9 protein-coding genes and 3 pseudogenes are annotated in these 19,567 nt (G+C 48.7%); 3 read left to right on the top strand and 9 right to left on the bottom strand.

Annotated elements, in window-relative coordinates; all coding sequences use genetic code 11:
* Positions 1-2: 2 nt before the first annotated feature.
* From LB453_RS13680 to LB453_RS13710, 7 genes and pseudogenes are all read right to left on the bottom strand, one after another.
* Positions 3-2,951 carry a helicase-related protein gene (locus LB453_RS13680; RefSeq protein ID WP_224481441.1) on the bottom strand — a complete coding sequence of 983 codons (2,949 nt, stop codon included), beginning with the start codon at positions 2,949-2,951 and terminating at the stop codon, positions 3-5.
* Positions 2,952-3,023: 72 nt separating this feature from the next.
* Positions 3,024-5,951: a DEAD/DEAH box helicase gene (locus LB453_RS13685; protein WP_224481442.1), complete on the bottom strand. Its 2,928-nt coding sequence runs from the start codon at positions 5,949-5,951 to the stop codon at positions 3,024-3,026.
* A 14-nt stretch (positions 5,952-5,965) separates the two neighbouring features.
* Entirely contained in the window at positions 5,966-8,746 is a 2,781-nt protein-coding gene (locus tag LB453_RS13690; RefSeq protein WP_103797508.1) for a kinetochore protein, read from the bottom strand.
* Between the two features lie 35 nt (positions 8,747-8,781).
* Positions 8,782-11,547, bottom strand: a complete 2,766-nt coding sequence (locus LB453_RS13695; RefSeq protein WP_103797507.1) for a hypothetical protein — start codon at positions 11,545-11,547, stop codon at positions 8,782-8,784.
* A 9-nt stretch (positions 11,548-11,556) separates the two neighbouring features.
* A complete protein-coding gene (locus LB453_RS13700) occupies positions 11,557-12,705 on the bottom strand; it encodes a DNA cytosine methyltransferase (RefSeq protein WP_224481443.1) in 1,149 nt (382 codons plus the stop codon).
* Between the two features lie 105 nt (positions 12,706-12,810).
* Positions 12,811-13,284, bottom strand: a pseudogene (locus LB453_RS13705) (GNAT family N-acetyltransferase).
* Positions 13,266-13,671: pseudogene (locus LB453_RS13710) on the bottom strand (tyrosine-type recombinase/integrase); the annotation flags it as partial. The pseudogenes LB453_RS13705 and LB453_RS13710, both read right to left, overlap by 19 nt.
* A gap of 532 nt (positions 13,672-14,203) precedes the next feature.
* Between LB453_RS13710 and LB453_RS13715 the strand changes: the two are divergent.
* Positions 14,204-14,714 (top strand): annotated as a pseudogene (locus tag LB453_RS13715) (tyrosine-type recombinase/integrase); the annotation flags it as partial.
* Between the two features lie 348 nt (positions 14,715-15,062).
* Here the strand turns inward: LB453_RS13715 and LB453_RS13720 are convergent.
* Positions 15,063-15,578, bottom strand: coding sequence for a DUF6622 family protein (locus tag LB453_RS13720; protein ID WP_103797506.1), 516 nt, complete (start codon positions 15,576-15,578; stop codon positions 15,063-15,065).
* A 679-nt stretch (positions 15,579-16,257) separates the two neighbouring features.
* Here LB453_RS13720 and LB453_RS13725 point away from each other — a divergent pair.
* Together LB453_RS13725 and dcuR are read left to right on the top strand one after the other, a co-directional pair.
* Complete coding sequence (locus LB453_RS13725; protein WP_103797504.1) at positions 16,258-17,871, top strand: sensor histidine kinase; 1,614 nt, start codon at positions 16,258-16,260, stop codon at positions 17,869-17,871.
* Positions 17,868-18,587 (top strand): two-component system response regulator DcuR, encoded by a 720-nt coding sequence (gene dcuR, locus LB453_RS13730; RefSeq protein ID WP_103797503.1) that lies wholly within the window; start codon positions 17,868-17,870, stop codon positions 18,585-18,587. The genes LB453_RS13725 and dcuR overlap by 4 nt, the downstream gene beginning before the upstream one ends.
* On the opposite strand, the gene LB453_RS13735 is transcribed toward dcuR, so the two are convergent.
* Complete coding sequence (locus tag LB453_RS13735; RefSeq protein ID WP_103797502.1) at positions 18,568-19,542, bottom strand: FAD:protein FMN transferase; 975 nt, start codon at positions 19,540-19,542, stop codon at positions 18,568-18,570. The two genes, dcuR and LB453_RS13735, sit on opposite strands and share 20 nt — an antisense overlap.
* Positions 19,543-19,567: the final 25 nt, after the last annotated feature.

The following is a 19,567-nucleotide window of genomic DNA, read 5'->3' on the forward strand; positions in this document are numbered from 1 at the left end:
TATCACTCCTGAGATGAGGACGCCTGAGTCCGTAATTTCGCCATTTCAGTCCCCATGCGGCGGGACAATGCAAAAGTATTCGTCGCGTCTACATCCACCTCATATGAAAATGCCTCAAGTTCGGGGTTTGCAGCAAATGCAGCATCGGGATCCCAGAATGGATGTAGTACGGCGGCCCAGCGCCCGTCCCCGGTGCGAATCACGGGTATATTCCCCATCACTTTTACGTCACTGTCGCTGTATAGCGAAGCGGCCTCTTTGGCTAATCGTAGGGCATTTTCCGGCCAGTCCGACACGCCCGGAGATGTAAAATCACCGTTCAGCCCGGCGTTATAGGTTTGATCCAGAAGAAGTTGAATAACATCCAGTCCCAGACGCCAGTCCAGCAATCCGTGATATGGCTGGTTTCCGTATCGGTGGAGGCAGTGATAACACCCCTGAAAGCAGCGTTCGCGATGTTCGGGTTGCAGGAACTCAGCCAGCGGGTAGGCCTTTTTGTTATTTAAAATATTCTTCATGACCTCAAGGATAATGAGAGAACCGGATGCCCCCTTCTGCTGTAGCCGTTCACATAATCCTGAACCATTAACCAGGCGATCGGCCATTTGCAGAATCGGTACCGATTTACCGTTTTTCAACATTTGAACGCGGGGTTCCAGAATTTCGATTTCTTCAGGATCAATATCCAGCAGCTCTTTTGATGCATAGTTAACAATGATAAAAGACGCCGAGAGCGCAGCAGCCCTGAATGCCGGAGTAAGCGTGGAATACTGTAGCCGGAGACCCGGCGGGGTTTGGGCAACCCTCAGCGCCAGTAGATCAGTCACTTTAGGCGCGGCAAGATAAAATGTGTTTCGATTTTCCCCTCGATCGGTAAAGCGGTTTTTAACTAACAGATCGGTCTCAATGATTTGGCTATCCATCCAAACCCGGTTCGCCCACAGCGACTGGTAAGTCCCTTGCTTTCTGAAAGGGACCGATAGGCTTCCCTGTGTTGCGCTGAAACCACGCCATTTTTTATCGGTGTAAACTCCCCGATTCAGGCGGTGCAGACATGTCTGCGGCTGAAGCTGTATCGCCACATTAACGCCAGGCTGTGGCATTGCAGAAAAAGTATAGGCTTCTGCTATTGATACACGACTGGCCGTAGTCAGGATCTGATCAAAATCCTCTTTGGCCGATTTTGGTTCCAGCGTGGTGATAAATCCATAAGGAACATAGCATTGATAGCGTTCCGCGTTATCCATAACGGCGCCGCAGATAGTACATTCTGTAGCCAGTGTGTTTGCAGGGGCCCAGACGTTGCACACCGGACAGGCGGTCATTGTTCTGAGTTCACCCGGTTCGCAGGCATTTGAATAAAATGATCGTGGATTTTTTCTGCTTTGCTTAAGCATTCCACTATAACCTGCCGTAAAGTAGCGTCGTTTGTCCTGAACCAGAATTTTTCCGGGGGCAAATTCCTGTATCGCAATATCCAGATCGCGATCCATGCTGGCAAATTCGATTTCTTTTTCGCCTGTGCTGACGGGCCTTGTCAGCAACAGGCGTGATCGGGTCGGCATGCCATACATTGGAAATTTACCGTGTTCCGCCAGCGCTTCTGCCAGTCCTTTCGCCTCCATTGCACTGTCGTTCAGTACGGCGTTAATATCCTGAATCAGTTGTTCCGGCGTCAAAGGCTGAATAATTTTCTGGAATAAATGTTGGTCTTGCTGCGTGCAAGTCCGGGCAAATTCATCGCGTGCCAGGATGGTTGCTTCGATGGCCCGCCGGATTTTTGGCAGCCATTCTGCCTGGTTTTCTTTCAGCCAGTGTACCGGGAAAAACTCACCGTGGTTATCAGGGGTGTACGCGTATTCGTCAACCGGCCATGGGTGATCTGCTTTTTCCGTTTGCTGCCTTAACCATTTGAATGCCGACACCAGCCAGATTTTTCGTACCAGTCTCTGGCAGATCATCTCCAGCTTTGTGGTCAAAAACGGTGGCGGAGGGAGATCACCGGTAATTTTTTCCGGATAGCGGAAGTAAAACAGATCGTGACTCTTGCTGCGACACGCGGTTAATACGAATGAAAACGCCTGTCCGCGTCGTCCGGCACGTCCCACACGCTGTTGATAATTAAAGCGTTGTGGAGGCATGTTAGCCTGAAAGACCGCGCGTAAATCACCGATATCCACTCCCACTTCCATGGTTGTGGTTACGGAAAGCACATCGACCACGCGAGCTGCCCGGTCAAGGTCTCGATCGGGCGCAAAATCTTTCATTCCCTCCGGTAAAATATCATCGTCGTCGGCAATCAGAATACCTTTAAACCGGCGTAGCCTTGCCGCCGGGTTTTCGGTCATTCCAGTCAGTTCCTCTGAGCGCATCCGGTGAATACCAGAAGAATGTGAGAGACGTTTGCCAAGATAATGTTGCATCTGGAGCGTTTTTGCCTCGCTGCACGGCGTTTCTGGTAAAGGAGAGTAGCAGCGAGTACAGATTCCCGCGCCGGTGTGCATGTGTATACGCCCACAACGGGAGCAGCGCCAGACGCGATCGGTAGGTTCCGCCAGGCGAAAGTGCATTTTGCCAATATCAATAATACCGCCCTGATGACCCGCCAGCTCCAGTCGCCGGAGAAAATTATCAATTAAAGATAAAGGCTCGCCTCCTGAACGCTGGCATATCTCCTGCGTAAAGCGGTACAGGCGGTTTCTACGATTGACATCGCGCGCTGAACTCCATGGGGTTTCTGGCTTTGTATATTGTGAAGGGGTAACCCGGTACGCGTCAGCCAACACACGAAACATTGCGTCATAAATCGCGAGATGTTCCCGTGAGTCGTTTCCGGTAATTGGAAGGCAGGGATAACCCCAACCGGACTCTTCCAGCGCGAAGTAGGTTTTACTGAATACGCTTTCCCCCACCAGCCGTTTCAGATCGCGTGAAATCTCCTGTCGTGCCACAAGCAGGTTGTCTTCATAGGATGGAAGCGCCTTCCAGCACCACGCCCCCTGCGCGTTCTTTTCAAAGAGTTGTTACCATGCAAAGGTCAGCGTGCCTTCTTCATGTTTTTCAGGATCGGGAACAGGCGCGATGCCAGTACGATCGGAAGGGTGAATACCTGCATCTACCTGCGCCCTTAACAGCAGGCCAAGCGGTTGACCTGCATCCGGTGATTCAGGTTCGAGGATTTCACGCAGAGGTATGCTGTCAGCTTCAGGCTTTGATAATAACCCTCTGATTTTCTTTCGTTCATCAGCAAGTTGATCCAATTCATCCTCTTCCTCATCCGACCTTACGTTGAGGTTAATCAGTGTTTTGTTCCGGTTCTCTATCTCTGCCTGGCGTATTTTTAGTTGGTTATGGGACGGTTTATCAGCCGCAATGGACTGTAGCGAATGGACAACAATTTCTCGTCTGACGTCGTCATGATGACCCGATTCCAGATCGAGCGCCGCCCTTGCGGCATCTTGACGACTATCTGAAAACGTTACAAGTTGCTCACGGTTACCCGATCGCTGTAGTTCCGCCATTAGCGAGCTGGTCAGTAGCTGTGTCGTTTTCGAAAAACCGACGCGAAAGCTACGGATTGGGGAAAGCTTACCTTTGCCGTATTTGTAGGATGTACCACATGCCGGACACTGAAAAGGTAGCGCCGTTCCCGGTGACTGGCTGGATGACTGGCCTCTTTCCGGGGTAGAAAATTCACCGGGTTTGACATCATAGAACCAGCCCGCAATATAGTTTTCTGACAACTGTTTTAATAACGGAACAGGATGCTTAATGGTGGCGGTATACGGATCGTAACTGGCTTTTACCCATGTACCGAAAGTATTGTCATTGTCGCTTTTTAGCTCCTCATTTCCTTTCGGCCAGAAACGTTCGACGACAGGCATAAATAACGCGTATTCTTCAGCAGATCGGCGTTCTACCATGACTGATTTTGCGTGTTCGGGCAGTTGTTCCGTATCCGGGTCGTTGGGTAAAAGTTCAATTCGATTTTCTGCACCAGAAAAGACTGAAGGTTTACCGCCCAAGAAGAGATTGCCGCAGCATTCACAATAAAGTAATTCGACACGTCGCGATTTTTTATCTTTGCCGTAACGTAAGCCGGACTCTATGGTAAGATCGCCAAAATAGCGGTGATTGATTTCTTGCGCAGATGCAGCGCTGGGGACGGAAATTGGCGCGGCATATAACCCTTCTAGTGCACGCAAAAAAGCATGCGCGCGGAAACGCGGCGCACCGATATCATCAGGAAAGGCATGTGAAAACCATTGCGGCCAGTCTCCCTCAGTCGAGCGTAACCAGATTAATGCCCGGAGCGCTTTTTCACTATTGGGTTGAGCGCTAAATATGCGTGAACTAAGCATTTTAATTGATGTGGCTCTCGGAGAATGATCGTCCGTATAGCAGCCACTTTCAAGCAGGTTGGCTGCCTGTAAGACGACACGTTGCGCCAGTTGTTCTGTAGAGGCTTCACTGGCTGTCATTCCCATGCTGCGGGCGACATTCTGCCAATATTGTAATGAGGTAAGTGGTGCTTGCTGTAACTTAAGCACTGCGTGATAAAACGCCTCCAGATCCCCTTGGAAAAGAGACATATTGCCCGGGGGAAGGGTGTCACCTTTGATAATACATTCTCTCCAGTCGCTGGAAGAGGCACCTGCGGGTAATCCCCGCTGACCGAACATTCCCCATAAATATTCGACGCTTTGATCACCTTCAGACCCTTCAACGGGTAAAGAGGCGCTGGAGGCCAGAATACGCAATTTGTGTCGGTGTTTTTCCTGATCCAGCCCCAGCCGGTTGATCAAATGTTTAAGCAAGTAGCTGACTTCAGTACCAGCGGTTCCTCGCTGTAGATGAAGTTCGTCAAGAATAAGATAAAAATAGGCATCAGGATCGCGCTCAATCCACTGTCGGGTTTGCTCAAAAATAGGATCGTCCACCTCGCGAACCAGCATCGTTGAGAGCATGCTGGTGTTGGTGATCAAAATATCGGGCGGTGTCTTTTGCATTTCCCAGCGGCTGAGAACCTCTCCGCCAGCGGTTCGGGGGAAATTAAACGATAATTCGTTATCCTTGTCCTGCTGCGCTTGTCGTACCGCCTCCTGATGGGTCTCTTCCGTTAATTGCATATATTCACGCAGCTCAGTGATTTTTTTAGCTACGCGCTTTTTCTCATTTTTTTCTTTACTGAGTCGGGGATGTTTAAGCCAGCCAGTTACTTTAGTTGCGCTGGTATAACGGCCAAAGAAGATCCGGTTGCCGCCGAAATGCGTATCCATGACATCATGAGCTTCGCTGGAATCCAGCGCTCGTCGCATACGTACCAGTTGATCTTCTACCAAGGCATTCATCGGGTAGAGGATCAGCGCGCGTACCGCTTTCGGACGAGCAGCGGCTTCATGCTCGCGCATGAAGCTGGGCTGTTTATCCGCTTCCTTATGCCACCACGGTTGCCAGCGCTTCAACGCCGGGCTTTGCGGCCAGCCGGTAGCTTCTTTTGCGATCTGTGCCAGAACCGGCAGTAAAAATGATTCGGTTTTACCGGAACCGGTCCCGGAGGTGACAATGCCCGGTTTCCCTTGCTGTACCCCTCTTTTCAGCATGTCCAGTTGATGGGTATAAAGATTAAAACGTCCCTTAGTTGAATCCGTTTTATTGCGGGGCAGAAGTCCACCTAAACAGAGGTCGATGAATGCCGCCCTTTGTTGCGCATTAAACCCTGGCAACCATGTCTGACCATGAGCATCATTTCGTAATTCACTGATAGTTAAGCCATAGTTCTGATATCGGGACATCGGCTCAAGAAATAGATCGGCGCATAATGTCCCTTGCTGTTCCAGTAACGCTCGCCGTTCAGTCTGTATGTCTGATGAACCAATACGGAAGGCCGTTTCAAGGTACGAAATATAAAAATCTCTTATTGATTCAAATGTTTCCAGTGGGTTATTCATTATTAATCCTTTGCTTATAACTGGAAAAGGGTCTCAAGTACGCTTGCAGATTCACCGATAGTCATTTCCTGAACATATGGCCCTAACTCCGGGGCAAGAGCGTCAATCGTGGTCGAAATATCTTGTGCCGTACTACGGCCTAGGCTATAAGCCAGACGGGCAACAGCTTGTGCTTGTTCATCAGGAAGTAAAGAGAGTAGCGCTGCTTCTAGCACTTCCCTTGGCGCACAAGCTTGGTACTCTGGCTGGGGGTTGTCCACATTGATTGTCTGCCATAGTTCAAGGGTAATACGAGAAGGCGTGATGTCAGTATTTTGCTCAAATAGCCGTTCATCCGACCATATATTTTCTGCAAGAAACAGGGGTAACTGGTAAGCAAGAGGAGCCTGTAATGGAAACGTGCTTTTCCCGGTGGTGAATGTGAGTAAAAAAAGTATCGGGTGTCGGATGGGCAAATGTCGTAGAGCCTGCCGCCGATCCGTCCAACTGCATGCGGCAGGATGGCGAGTTCTGAATAAGCACTCTTGGAGTTCAGGGAGCAGCGTTTCTGGAGGAGTGCGGTTAAAACCACGCAATTCAACGATGCTCGCCAGCCCTGCCTCTTGTTGATGGGTCAAAAAATCGCCTAGCGTCATGGTATTAGTATCGCCGGATAAACGGATCAATGTGGGGGAGTTCATTAAATCACTGAAGCTAAAATGGTCGCTATGTACCGATACTTCCCCCCAAACATTCCCAGCTAAGAGATTCGCTAGTGAGGCGATAGTCTCTTTCGTCTGTTTTCCCATCAATCCGACTGCGGGTGTAACACTCGCAGCGGCAATCAGGCTGGATAATAAAGATTCACTTAGTCCCGTCGCCAGAGCCTGTTTTTCGATAGCCGATGATAGTTGATGTTTGCGAGTCAGGGCATTCGTCTCTGCTAATGGAAAATTAGAATTTACTGATTCGGCTACAGATTCTGGTGCTATTCGTCGTTGGGCAGGTTGTTCCTGCACTGTTTCATTTTTAATTATCGCCCGCAGTAACGCTGTCTGGGCCAGCGTTTCAATTCCCGCTTGAGATGCAGCTTCGAAGGTCTTTTTAATCCGTTGTTCCAGTTCATTTTCTTGCTGACGTAGCGCTTTATTAATACGATCGGTCTCTTTTTTCAGTTTTTTCTTCTGGTCGTCGATTTCATTTTCAAGCTGTATTTTCTTTTCAGATAATACCTTTATTGATTGTTTAATCTGGTACTGTTCTTCTTCGTAACGAGTCAGTATTTCTTGTTTCTCAATATTAATTTGCGCTTCAACCTCAGGTAAAGCCAATAACTGTTGAGTCGTATCGTTAAGAAAGGATTTTGTATCTGCTATCTGTTCCAGGTGAGATACTGCACGAAGATAGGATGCCTCATTATCAGACTCATGTTCAGCAATAAAATGGGTTAAATTTTGTAGCTGTCCTTTACTGAATTGAGGGAAATCTTTTGCTGAATCAGTGCGTTTAAGCAGGCGTTTGATCCACGTGCTAGCTTCAGCGCAATCATATTTTTTACTCACCTGAGGGAGTTCAGTGATCACCCTGAGGGCATGAGAACCAAGTAGTGTCTGAGAAACCTGACGATAACTCTCTAGCGGCATATCAAAGTCATATTTTTTAGGATCAGACAAGTCACCCGGTAATCTTAGGGATACGCCATCACTTAGATGAAAAATGACCGCCGTATCGTTTTGCGGCTGGTAGCGGGTCAGTAACCACTCTCTGACAGCATCAGGCTCATCAGAGGCATGAGGCAGCGCAACGACAGGATAAACGCGCGACAGGTAGTCAGTAATAACATACTGCGCGGGTTTATCAGACGGCTGATATCGGGCTTTCCATATTGCTATTTCACCCCGAGTAATTTTTTTGCTGAAATGGCTTTCAAAACCAATGGCTTCACCTCCATGGGGGAAAAGATCTTTTACCAGTTCCTCCGGGAGGTCTCGTAGGTTGCCATTAATTAACAGACTAATCGGCATAACAAAAAAAGCGCCGGTTGCGGTTAACGCTAACACTTTTCCAATGAACATAACTTCGTCCATCGAACTGTCGATTTCTTTGGAAACAACGGGAGGAGCCTGTATTACACTGGTACCATCTATTGTTTTAAGGTCGTAACTGGCTTCAAACTGATCGATAAGCTCACCCAATTTTCGCGCCATCGGTAAAGAATGTTCTGATAGCTTTGTCCGCCATCGATTATCGGCTGTTCGCGTTCCCCTGAGTGCATCAACCAATCCCCCAACAAACAGCGGTATAGTGCGCTCTGGCTTAGGAATTTCTCTACCCTGACTAATTAAGGCACAATGTTCAATGTCTTCATCCATGAAATTAATTGTCGAAGAGTCAGAAACACCATGTTGGGGTAAATCTATTTCTTCACCATTCAGGAATTTCGTTATAATTTCAGGGCAGTCAGAAGAAATATAGAATCCCAGAATAGTGCGCCATAACGGTTTACAGAGTTCAATATCTTCCGCATTACTTTCTGCTTCTAACAGATCTCTAAGAACATTTTCTGGGTCATTTTGTTCAGAAAACGTTAAATTTTCACGAAGCCAATCAGACACAACAAGTTTGGCCTTAGGTGGTAACGTACGGAGAAAATGTAACCTTTTCTCTGGTCCTTTAGGTAAATTATCTGCTTTAGCGCCATTTCTGGTGAGCCTTTGCTTGCACTCTTGCAAGCATCTGATCAATTCATGAGCTTCTGTACCGAAGCTGTACATTTGGCCCAGCCGGTCGCTGATAATACTTTTCTTTTTAGCCATGTTAAACGTTCTCCTTACCACCTGATTCTGTAAAATTACTGGAAGGTTCTACGCAGCTTGCGTGTTGTCAGCGCTCTGTTCCGTCGTTCCAACGCGCGTTGGCACGAAGGGGAAACCATTACATTGTCCCAGAGTGGAAATTTCCCCCCTGCAAATAAGTAACCACCATTATCTGTTATCGACAAGCATCCATGGGCAACATGGATCCACCACTGTAAAACGGAGGGCGGTAACGCAAAGATTTTCTTTGGCCAGCACCAGTCAGTATCGCCTTTTTGCACGCCAACCGTTTCTCCTGAACATATCATCTGAGCCATTAATGCCCAGGAGAAGCTATCAGTTTGCCAGTATCCGGTGTTCTGCCGAATAAAATAACGATAACGCTGCTTTTCCTGACACCGTATCAATAGATTATTAGCCGTTTGAGTAAGCCGCTGTTCTTCTGACCATTTGTATTTTTCAGCTTGCCATAGCGACACATGGAGTTCCGGGGGTAAAGCCGGGATAAACTGCATTTGAGACAGTGGTAGCAATACTCCGCTCAAAGCATTTACGGGGAAATCGTCGTGACTAACCAAACGTAACCCAAACTTTTCAATGAAAGCATGAATACGCTCTTTGGCTGATAGATGCAATTCAATACAACCCATTGAACAACCTTTATCCTCAACCAACCGACGCCCTATTCGCTCACCGTTATTAAGTGCTTCTTGGAGAAGATTACGTTCACTTCTTGTAAACATCCCCAGAATTCGGGCAACAATTCCCTGCTCAGTGACATCAACGGAAATGGTTCTTTCAGCCAATGAGACTAACGAATATGGCGCATGACGTCGTTGTACTACACAAAGCCAGCCAGCAGCAAAGAGCATGCGACGCAATTGCCACTCGGGTATCCTCGTTACCTGTGATACGGGGTCAATATGTTGTTTTAATTCACCAAAAGGCAATGTGCTACGACGTTGAAAACGCAATGCCAGCGCCTCAGCGAGCCAGTCAAATGCTGCGGGTATATTATGTAACTCGGTATATTGGCATGTTACAGGAAGGCAATTTTTATACTGCCATAACATCTGAGCACCACTCAATGGTGTTATTTTTTCGCGTTTCAGTGGGGGGATCACTGCCGTATCCCCTAACGCCATTAATACTCCCGATGGTCCATCAATAAGCCATTCATGTGGCTCTGTAATTTTACAATAAGTGGCGTAAGGCGCGTGATCTAACACGTGTACATCAAAATTTACTGGGATATCTGAATGCGCTAACGTAAGTTCGTAGCGACAAAATGCCTGACCAGATATTTCCATCAACTCCTCTGGTGGAATGAATAATCCTTCAGCTCCCTGAGATAGCGAGCCATGAGTTAATACTTCTCCGTCTTTATTGCTGATGACATAGCATCCTCTTAGTACTTCAGGCATATGAATTATTGGTGTACTGGCAGGGTTAAGCAGTATAGCCTGTCCAAATCGCGCTGCACCTGACATACGAGGTCGAGCAGGCTGCCATCCCTGTATTAGAAAACGACGGGCTTCTTCTGGTAACAAACGGGCAATCTTATCCAGCGTTTGCCTGCCAACTTTATCGGAAGAAACTATCGACCATTTGGTAGATTTAATATCCCGACGTTGTACTCTTTCGCCAACCTTCTTCAAGACAGCGTAAATACTGTCTGCATATGTATGATGAAGTATTAAATAGGTTGGAGAATCTTCATAATATTCTCCTTCTGAACTAATATGACAAAAATCATCACGAAAAAGCGGCAAACACCCAGACCGCAGTGCGACTCCCACTCGTGATTTATAGAAATAACCCTTCCCTTTTTTTAATAATAAATCCAAGGAATTTAATGTGGTGCCTATGTCTCGTTCGTAATATATATTATTATAGTTCTCTATTTCATTAGGCAAGGAGTAATAACGCTGGATTTCTGAGGCTTTAGCAGCAGCGTCATCCATAAGAAGATAAATCTCCGGATTACCTGAATCATTAAACTCCATGTGAATACAATACTTACCATTCTCTTTGAGTTGTTCTCTTTCTGTGTGTACAGTGATATCACGGACAGCGCCCCAAAAAGGAGAGTCATAAGCCTGCTGCATAGCAGCCTTTGAAAGTAATGTTCTGAACTCAATAAACTCTTGGTTAAAAACTTCGCTAAAATAAGATATATATTGATGTACTACCTTATTAACTGATTCAAAAGTTGAATGGTTATCTAATTTATTATCGATGAGAATATTCCGTAAAAAGACCTCATCTTTGTAGCAGGGAAAAGCAATTCTCTTGGAATACCCAATCAATCTTTCATGCTTTGATGGCCTTGGCAAGATTAAACGGGTACAGTTTTGTCTTTTACTACTCCATCTTTCTAACCTTTCCCATAAGTTGGGTAATTCAGTAAAAACAAATTTTTTATTTTTATCAAAGCCAAGCAGCACAGAAAATCGAACCCGAAAATCCCTTTCGTCATGTGTTTCATCATCAGCACTGGCAGCAAGTAATGTTAAATATAAAACGGCAAAATAAGTAGGGTATCCTTTTATTTGCGCTAAAATGTCTAATCGCGACTCATCCCTGAGAGCATCCTGGATTTTAGACGCTTTTTTTCCGAACGAAATCAGGAAACTTCGCTTAGCATCCTCTTTGCTACGTGGACCTGCAAGTTGCTCAAAAATGCGTCCCGTAGTATCAATTCGGCTTAAAGTCGAGCCTGTATGCGAAGACTCAAAAAAGACGATCTTTACTAGTTCAGCATTCCATTCTTCTAAAGTAACCGGGAAAGAATTATCCATACTCACCGCCTAATTACCGTTCGCTGTCATCTTTTTCAAACCAGCACCAGAAAATAAATGCCGAAAAAGTACCTCAGCCAGCAGTGGGGGAACAGCATTACCAATTTGGGTAAATTTTGACTCGACGTCTCCTACAGGCTCAAAATCCTGTGGAAAAGTTTGTATTCGTGCACATTCCCGCCATGATAACCGCCTTGCCTGTTCCAGTTTGGGACGAGAAGTATCAACAATTAGATGCTCATATTCATCAGAAAAGTCCCAGCGCTGCTTCCAGCCATCCTCCAGGTTTGACCATGTTAACTTCATCACCGGGCTGGCAGGATGTAATGTCACATGACGCCAGTTAGCTACGACGGTGTAAGCAGGGCTGTCCCATAGAGCTTTACGATTTCGGGACATGAAATACCATGAGAAATGCCCTTCAGGATCATGTGGTCGTTCGTAAAACTCACCTTCAGGCCATAGTGGTAAATCCCTAATAGCCTCACCATGTGAAACATAGGGTTTTAAATGAGGATTCTTTTTTGTCGCTTTCCCATGTGTTTCAGCAGGAAATTCAAAGTATTGCCCCAGATCGTTTCTGACGCCAATAATAAACAAACGCTTGCGCGACTGAGGCACGCCGTAAGCCCTCGCGTTTACCATATGATAGCTGACTTGGTACCCGGCAGCTTTATATGCCGTGAGCTGTTGTTCCAGAAAGCTACCTGCCCCTAAATGTTTCAAGCCCGAAACATTTTCAGCAACAAAATACTTCGGCTGAACAGTCTCTAATACCCGTAGAAAGTGTTTATAAAGGTTTGTTCTGTCGTCATTGTTAGGTTTTCTGTTACCTGCCATTGAAAATGACTGGCAGGGATAGCCTCCAACAACAATATCAACATCTGGAAAAGACAGAATTTGAGAGATATCACTATGCCTGATATCACTATCGGGGAAATAGTTCCCTAATGTTTTGCAGGCATTCTCTACAACATCGTTGGCAAAGACGATGTCTCCACCAGCTGAGGTAATTCCAAAATCCATACCACCACAACCGGAGAAAAGTGAAAGTACCCGAATATTATCGTTCTCTCTCTCAAAAACACTGCTCATACGCCCATACCAAATATCTTCTTCTAACAAACCGTAACTGGTTTTTATTTGCCATAAAATCATAGAGAAAGATTATACACCTGTGTAAAGAATCTTACATCAATATACTTAGCCTTTGAGGGGCAAGTGATGTTTTTGTTGTTAAGGTCTTACTAAAATGGCCGTTCTTCAGATAGCGCTTCCCACCAAATCCCCTATCAGCAACATCGTATCCATCGGCAACGGCTCAAACCCCACTCGCAGATAAAATTCCCGCGCTTCGTCAGACAACGCATCAACCAGCGTCCCGTGAATACAGATGCGTTCCGCTACCTATATTACCCGCAACTCGGCGTCACGTATCAGTGCCAGCCCCATACCTTGCCCATGTAGCGATTTATCCACCTCCAGGCGTCCCAGCACCAGAAGGGGATTTGGTAAGACATATTGCGGCAAAAGCGCACGGGGGCAGTATTTATTGTTACAGAGATGGAAGCCAGCGAGTAGGAAGCCATCACCTTAGCATCATCAGAAACAGACAAACGTGCGGGATGCGACGGAAAGTTGGTTCTTCATCGTCCACTGTTTTAGCCAGTTATCCATAGAATCCTCTCCACAACAGAACGAGGTAAGAATATACCCTGTATGAAGGGGAAAATGTATTTATTGAAAGCCTCCAGAATGTCAGAGGCATATCCTTCAGACCGTCGACCAACTCTCGTCGCATGCCACTCAAGCGCCACAGTCTGGAACGTGTTGTTGAGTTGTACATCGCAAACCAGTTTCTCTTATTTCTTTGCTGTTGATGGATCGATCCCTTCGGCCAACTTTTTCTTGGCCTCATCACGCAATGCCCTCGCCTGCGCGAGAGTCACTGTAGGGTACACGCCAAAGGCCATGGCGCTTCTCTTTCCCGTTGAAGCGATATTTCATGCGGCAGTATTGGAACCAGAGGGAACAAACCTCAAGTTACAAACCAGCGCTATCCGACTGTTTGTAGGCTTTCTCTCTGGATTTAGCGCTATCGACTTGTCAAGCATCAAGCTTCATGGGGGCATCTCCCAAAGCCAAACACAGAATATCCCTACTTATGCCCCCAACTATGATTTGACTTCGGTTGAGTCGAGTTGATAACAGAGATAAGGTACGGGCCAAAAATCGCATCATACGGGCTTTTAGTTGATTTCAATTGATTGAAATGAGTTTGAAATAGTACCGATAATTGGCGACGAATCCACCACCTTCGCATTACGAATGTGAGCCAACTCAAAAATGAGTACAAATAAAAATTAAATAAAACAATAAAAATCAACCTCATAAAAAAATCACAATTCAACGTCTAAATAAGTTTTGTTGTTTCATGGGGTTTCACAGCACCTCATGAAGTTCACAAAAAATCTATAAAATCCACGCAACTGCGTGGGTTTTTCATTTCTTAGTGTTCCAACTCATCTCGTCACGACGCGGTGAAAAATGAGAACAAAGATGGGTACAACATGCTTCCATCTTCATTTTAAGTGAGTCCTGTAACAAAAGAATAAATAAACAGGTGTCCTTCAGGCCCACTGACACACAAAGCCGCATGGCCAGGCCAAAAGAAAAACTCTATCGGCTCAATGACTTTAATGGCCTCTACCTCGAAGTGGAACCCAATGGCGAAAAGGCCTGGCGCTATCGGTTTAAACTCAAGGGTAAATCCAGCATGTTTGCGTTGGGTGAGTATGCAGCGATAAAGCTCGCCGAAGCGCGAGAGAAATGCGAGCAAGCGCGTAAGCAGGTCGCAGATGGAGTTAGTCCGACACAGGCTCGTCAGTTAGATAAGATCCGCAAGGTCAATGACGCTTCTAACACCTTTGAGCTGATCGCTAAAGAGTGGTTGCAAATGAAAGACTGGGCCGAAATATTCAAACACGCCGACTGGATATGTTTTAACGTGTGTTTTTCCGCAATATTGGCAAACTCCCTATCAGGCAAATCACACTGCATCATATTTTCAAAATACTTTAGATAGCCTCTAAATGCGGCGCACCGACCGTTGCAGCTGAAGCCCTTGGATTATTCAATCGATTTTCGATCTGGCGATAGCGACACTTAATTTAATTTTTTCTTCTTACGAATACGCGGAAATGCTTGAGAAAAATACGGATGGCCATTTATACAGTTCATCCTTCTGGATAAGTTTTGCCTTAACAGCCGTCAGGCGAGCGTTCCTGCATCAGACCGAAGAGTCCCGTGTTTTTTCCTGATGAAGAGTTTAATGGCTATAGCTGAAGCAGAGATATTCACCGTGTAAAAAAATAGCCGCCTCAAAAGCCATTAGATGTGGTTGATCACATCCTGGCTTCTGGCCATGCTGCGGAATGCTCAGCATCAGGCAACATCATTGTCGTTGTCTGCTGCAAAGTTATCGCCAGTCTGGCTATAACAGCGTATTTTTTAAGTCAGTACATTGCTTTATGTTTAGAGCGATACCATGAGATATACAAATTTAGCGTACCGCCCCAGAATATACCATCCAGAACGCCGCTTAACAGACCGAAAAGTAGATTGTAATGCAACGAATGGAAGAGCACTGGCCATAGAGCCAATGAAGCCGTTAGGGCAAATTTCGCGATAAATAGCAGCACAATCAACACTAACGTCAGCGGTGTTCCCGCCCGGATAATTACGTTTTCTTCTGCACCGTTTCGCAGTCTGGGTTGGGAACTCCACAGTGCCCATCCAATTCCGATGCCTAAAATTACCCCGACTAGCATCAACGCCAAAGATGCGTCTGTTTCCACTGTTTCATGGACAACGCTATAGACGCCCCAGACAAGGAATATTAGCGGCAATATAAATAGACGTTCTATGCGCATTTCACGGTCGGATAGTGCGGTAATCCCACGCTTAATGAGAAAAACAAGTAACACCCAGACCCAAACAGGAGTATCTTTAACAAAATGAGTAACAGTCATATTATTTTCCTCGGTTAACGTGGTGTGGAAAGGAAGTAGCAGCCGATTGAAAATCGTTTTCTATAGTGATCTCGAATCATCTCAGGAAAATAATATGAAGCCAAAAGTGCCAGCACGATTAAAGACAAAGATACAAGCCTAAGAGTTAGCGACCAGCTGAAGGGAACATGCTTTCCATATCGTCACCTATAGCCAGTGTTTTGGCAGCGCTTTGTATTTGTCCCGTAAATCGCTGAAACTGTCAATGACGTATTCAACACCTTTGAGCTAATCACCATAGAGGGGTTGCGAGCGGATCATGCTTTCACGCAGCCCCTGATACATTGATTCGCAAAAACCGCTAATTTGCTAAAGAACCTTTAGCCCTGTACCAGGACAACATGCTGATGCGTAATAAAAACCGCTTATAGCTCGCGTTTTGTTTCGATAATCACTACAACGAGCCGGTGTATACTGGCCAGCATAAATTGCACATCAACCAGTACAGCCTCGTTTTCCCCTGTAGGGATGGCAGAGCAAACGCTCACCCCATCATACATGTCGCTACTGGCAAAACTTTTGCTGCGTTCACGCTCGCTCTGGCGCGCCGCCCCCCCTGCGCCCTGCTCACCGTTAAAAAGGTTTTCAATTCGCGCCGGAAAGGGATAATACCCCACCGCTTTCCGATAAAGGACCGACGATGCGCGACACACCGCAAGGCAACCTGACCCGCAAAAAACATATGAAGCTCAGCACGCTGGTCACGCTGATGATCGGCGCGGTAGTGACCTTCGTGCTGCTCAGCGTGCATCTGCTCTACTTCTTCCAGATCGGCAACGCCACGCAGAACCAGCTGGAAGACAAGGCGATGGCCGTGGCGCGCACGCTGGCGGACGTGCCCGCCATTCAACAGGCGCTGAGCGGGCCGCCGGACGCCGGCATTATCCAGCCTATCGCCCGCGCGGCACAGCAGCACAACAATCTGCTGTTTGTGGTGGTGACCAATATGCAGGGCATCCGCTACTCCCATCTGAATCCGGCGCTTATCGGCAAGCATTTTATCGGCGACGACATCAACCCGGCGCTGCAGGGCAAAGAGAACGTCTCGGTCAATCGCGGCTCGCTGGCAGAGGCGCTGCGCGTCTTTACGCCGGTCTATAACGCGCAGCAGCAGCAGATCGGCGTGGTGTCGATAGGTATCTCGCTGGAGGCGGTCAGCGTGCAGATCAACCAGAGCCGCTGGAGCATTATCTGGACCATCCTGATCGGCGCGCTGGCGGGCACGCTGGGCACGCTGGCGCTGGTAAAAACCCTGAAGCGCATCCTCTTTGGGCTTGAGCCCTGGGAGATCTCCTCGCTGTTCGAACAGCGCCAGGCGATCCTGCACTCGGTAAAAGAGGGGGTTATCGCCGTGGACGCCCACGCCGAGGTGTCGCTGATCAACGAGGCGGCGCAAAAGCTGCTAACGGAGGAAGGCTCCGGCAGCATGGATGACGCCAGCGTGATCCACGCGCAGCTGCGGGATACGCTGGCTACCGGCCGCGCGCGGCGCGATGAAGAGCTGAATATCAACGGCCAGGTGCTGCTGAGCAATACCGTGCCGGTCTACAGTCAGCAGCGGCTTATCGGCGCGGTCTGCACCTTCAGGGATAAAACCGAAATCACGCGGCTGCTGCAGCGCCTGAGCGGCATGGTAAACTACGTCGACGCGCTGCGTGAGCGCTCGCATGAGTTTATGAATAAGCTGCACGTTATTCTTGGCCTGCTGCATATGAAAAACTATGAGCAGGTCGAAGCCTATATTTTAAAGACGGCGAACAACTACCAGACCGAAATCGGTTCGCTGCTCGATAAGATCAAGTCGCCGGTGATCGCCGGCTTCCTGCTGAGTAAAATCAATCGCGCCTCGGACAGCGGCCATCGCCTGACGCTGAGCGACGCCAGCTTCCTGCCCGATATCGGCAACGAGCAGCAGATCGCCGTGCTGATCACCGTGCTCGGCAACCTGATCGAGAACGCCCTCGACGCGCTGGGCAGTGAACACAACGGCGATATCCACGTGATGCTGCACTACCAGAACGGCTGGCTGGCGTGCGAGGTCAGCGATGACGGACCAGGCATACCGACCGACAAGCTGGATGCTATCTTTGACAAAGGCTTTTCGACTAAAGGCGAGGATCGCGGCGTCGGGCTGTATCTGCTGAAGCAGCAGACGGAAAGCCTGGGCGGCAGCGTCAGCGTGGAGTCGGAACCGGGCGTGTTTACCCAATTTTTTGTACAACTTCCCTGGGATGGAGGCAACAAAACCGCATGATCAATGTGTTAGTGGTCGATGATGACGCTATGGTCGCCGAGCTGAATCGCGTTTACGTCGGGCAGGTGCCGGGCTTTCACTGCGTCGGCACGGCGTCGACGCTGCAGCAGGCGAAAGAGATGATCCTCCACAGCGAGCCCGCCGTGGATCTGGTGCTGCTCGATATCTATCTGCAGCATGAGAACGGGCTGGATCTGCTGCCGGAGCTGCGCGAGGCAAAGCAGCCTGTCGAGGTGATCATTATCTCATCCGCTGCCGACGCCGCCACCATCAAAACCTCCCTGCACTACGGGGTGGTGGATTACCTGATCAAACCCTTCCAGTTCCCGCGTTTTGAAGAGGCGCTCACCAACTGGCGACAGAAGAAGTCGCTGATGGATAACCACCTCTACTATCAGCAGGCGGAAGTCGACCAGCTGATCCACGGCAACCCGCCCACCAGCAACGACAGCAAACGGCTGCCGAAGGGTCTGACGCCGCAGACGCTGCGCACCCTCTGCCAGTGGATTGATGCCAATCCCGGCAGCGAGTTCTCTACCGACGAGCTGGCGGCGGAGGTGAATATCTCGCGCGTCTCCTGCCGCAAATACCTGATCTGGCTGGCGCAGATCAATATTCTTTTCACCAGCATCCACTACGGCGCAACCGGCCGGCCGGTCTATCGCTACCGCCTGCAGCCGGAATACCATTCGCTGCTCAGGCAGTACTGTCAGTAATCAGCCGGTAGCGGCGGTCATGCAGGCGAAACGCGAACTGGCGCGACGAAGAGCAGATCACCTGCTGGTCGCGGGTCACGAATATCGCCTCGATGTGCGGCGCGTCGTGCAGCGCCTCGAGGCTCTGCTCCACCCCCAGCCCGTAAAGCAGCGTGGTGTAGATATCGCCGTCTATCGAGCGGTCGGAAATCACCGTGACGCTCAGCAGCTCGTTGTCGAGCGGATAGCCGCTGCGCGCGTCGAGAATATGGTGATAGAGGCGCCCGTCCAGCTCGAAATAGCGTTCGTAGATCCCCGAGGTCACCACCGATTTACCCGCCACCTCAATCACGCCGATAAGCGCGTCGGCCGCCCCGAAGGGGGTTTTCAGCCCCACCGACCAGCCGGCAGCCTGCGGCGGCGCGCCGAGCGTCTGCACATTGCCGCCCAGGTTAATCAGCGCCCTTTCCACGCCGTGCTGGCGCAGAAAGCTGCGTACCAGATCGGCGATATAGCCTTTCGCGATAGCGCCTAAATCGATCTCCATGCCCGGCTGGCGCAGAAACACGCTGCGCCGCGCGGGATCCAGCTCCACCTGGCGCGGATCGGTCAGCGCCATCAGCCTCTCCAGCTCGGCGTGCGGCGGCACGCTGCGGCCCTGAAAGCCAATCTTCCAGCGCTTGACCAGCGGGCCGATGGTGAAATTAAACAGGCTCTGCGGCAATAAACTCACCTGGTGCGCGCACTGGATCAGATCGAACACCTCGCGGCTGACGCAGACCGCCTCTTTGCCTGCGGCGTGGTTGATCGCCATCACTTCGGAGTGGGCGCGGTTGACGGTGAGGATATTCTCCTGATGGCGAATAAGACGGAAGACCTGCGCGGCCAGCGCCGCATTATCGTCAAAGAGTTTAAGAAGGATGGGCGAACCCATAAGCACTGCGGAATAGGCGTAAACGCCTTCGTCGGCTGACATACTCGCCTCGGCTGTCTAAGTGGAT

The organism is Pantoea agglomerans (genome assembly GCF_020149765.1).
Lineage (GTDB): Bacteria > Pseudomonadota > Gammaproteobacteria > Enterobacterales > Enterobacteriaceae > Pantoea > Pantoea alvi.

Excerpts from the sequence above, each read along its gene's own strand:
- LB453_RS13725 (WP_103797504.1), top strand. The coding sequence starts at position 16,258 with ATGCGCGACACACCGCAAGGCAACCTGACCCGCAAAAAACATATGAAG.
- dcuR (WP_103797503.1), top strand. The coding sequence starts at position 17,868 with ATGATCAATGTGTTAGTGGTCGATGATGACGCTATGGTCGCCGAGCTG.
- LB453_RS13720 (WP_103797506.1), bottom strand. The coding sequence starts at position 15,578 with ATGACTGTTACTCATTTTGTTAAAGATACTCCTGTTTGGGTCTGGGTG.
- LB453_RS13690 (WP_103797508.1), bottom strand. The coding sequence starts at position 8,746 with ATGGCTAAAAAGAAAAGTATTATCAGCGACCGGCTGGGCCAAATGTAC.
- LB453_RS13695 (WP_103797507.1), bottom strand. The coding sequence starts at position 11,547 with ATGGATAATTCTTTCCCGGTTACTTTAGAAGAATGGAATGCTGAACTA.
- LB453_RS13700 (WP_224481443.1), bottom strand. The coding sequence starts at position 12,705 with ATGATTTTATGGCAAATAAAAACCAGTTACGGTTTGTTAGAAGAAGAT.
- LB453_RS13735 (WP_103797502.1), bottom strand. The coding sequence starts at position 19,542 with ATGTCAGCCGACGAAGGCGTTTACGCCTATTCCGCAGTGCTTATGGGT.
- LB453_RS13685 (WP_224481442.1), bottom strand. The coding sequence starts at position 5,951 with ATGAATAACCCACTGGAAACATTTGAATCAATAAGAGATTTTTATATT.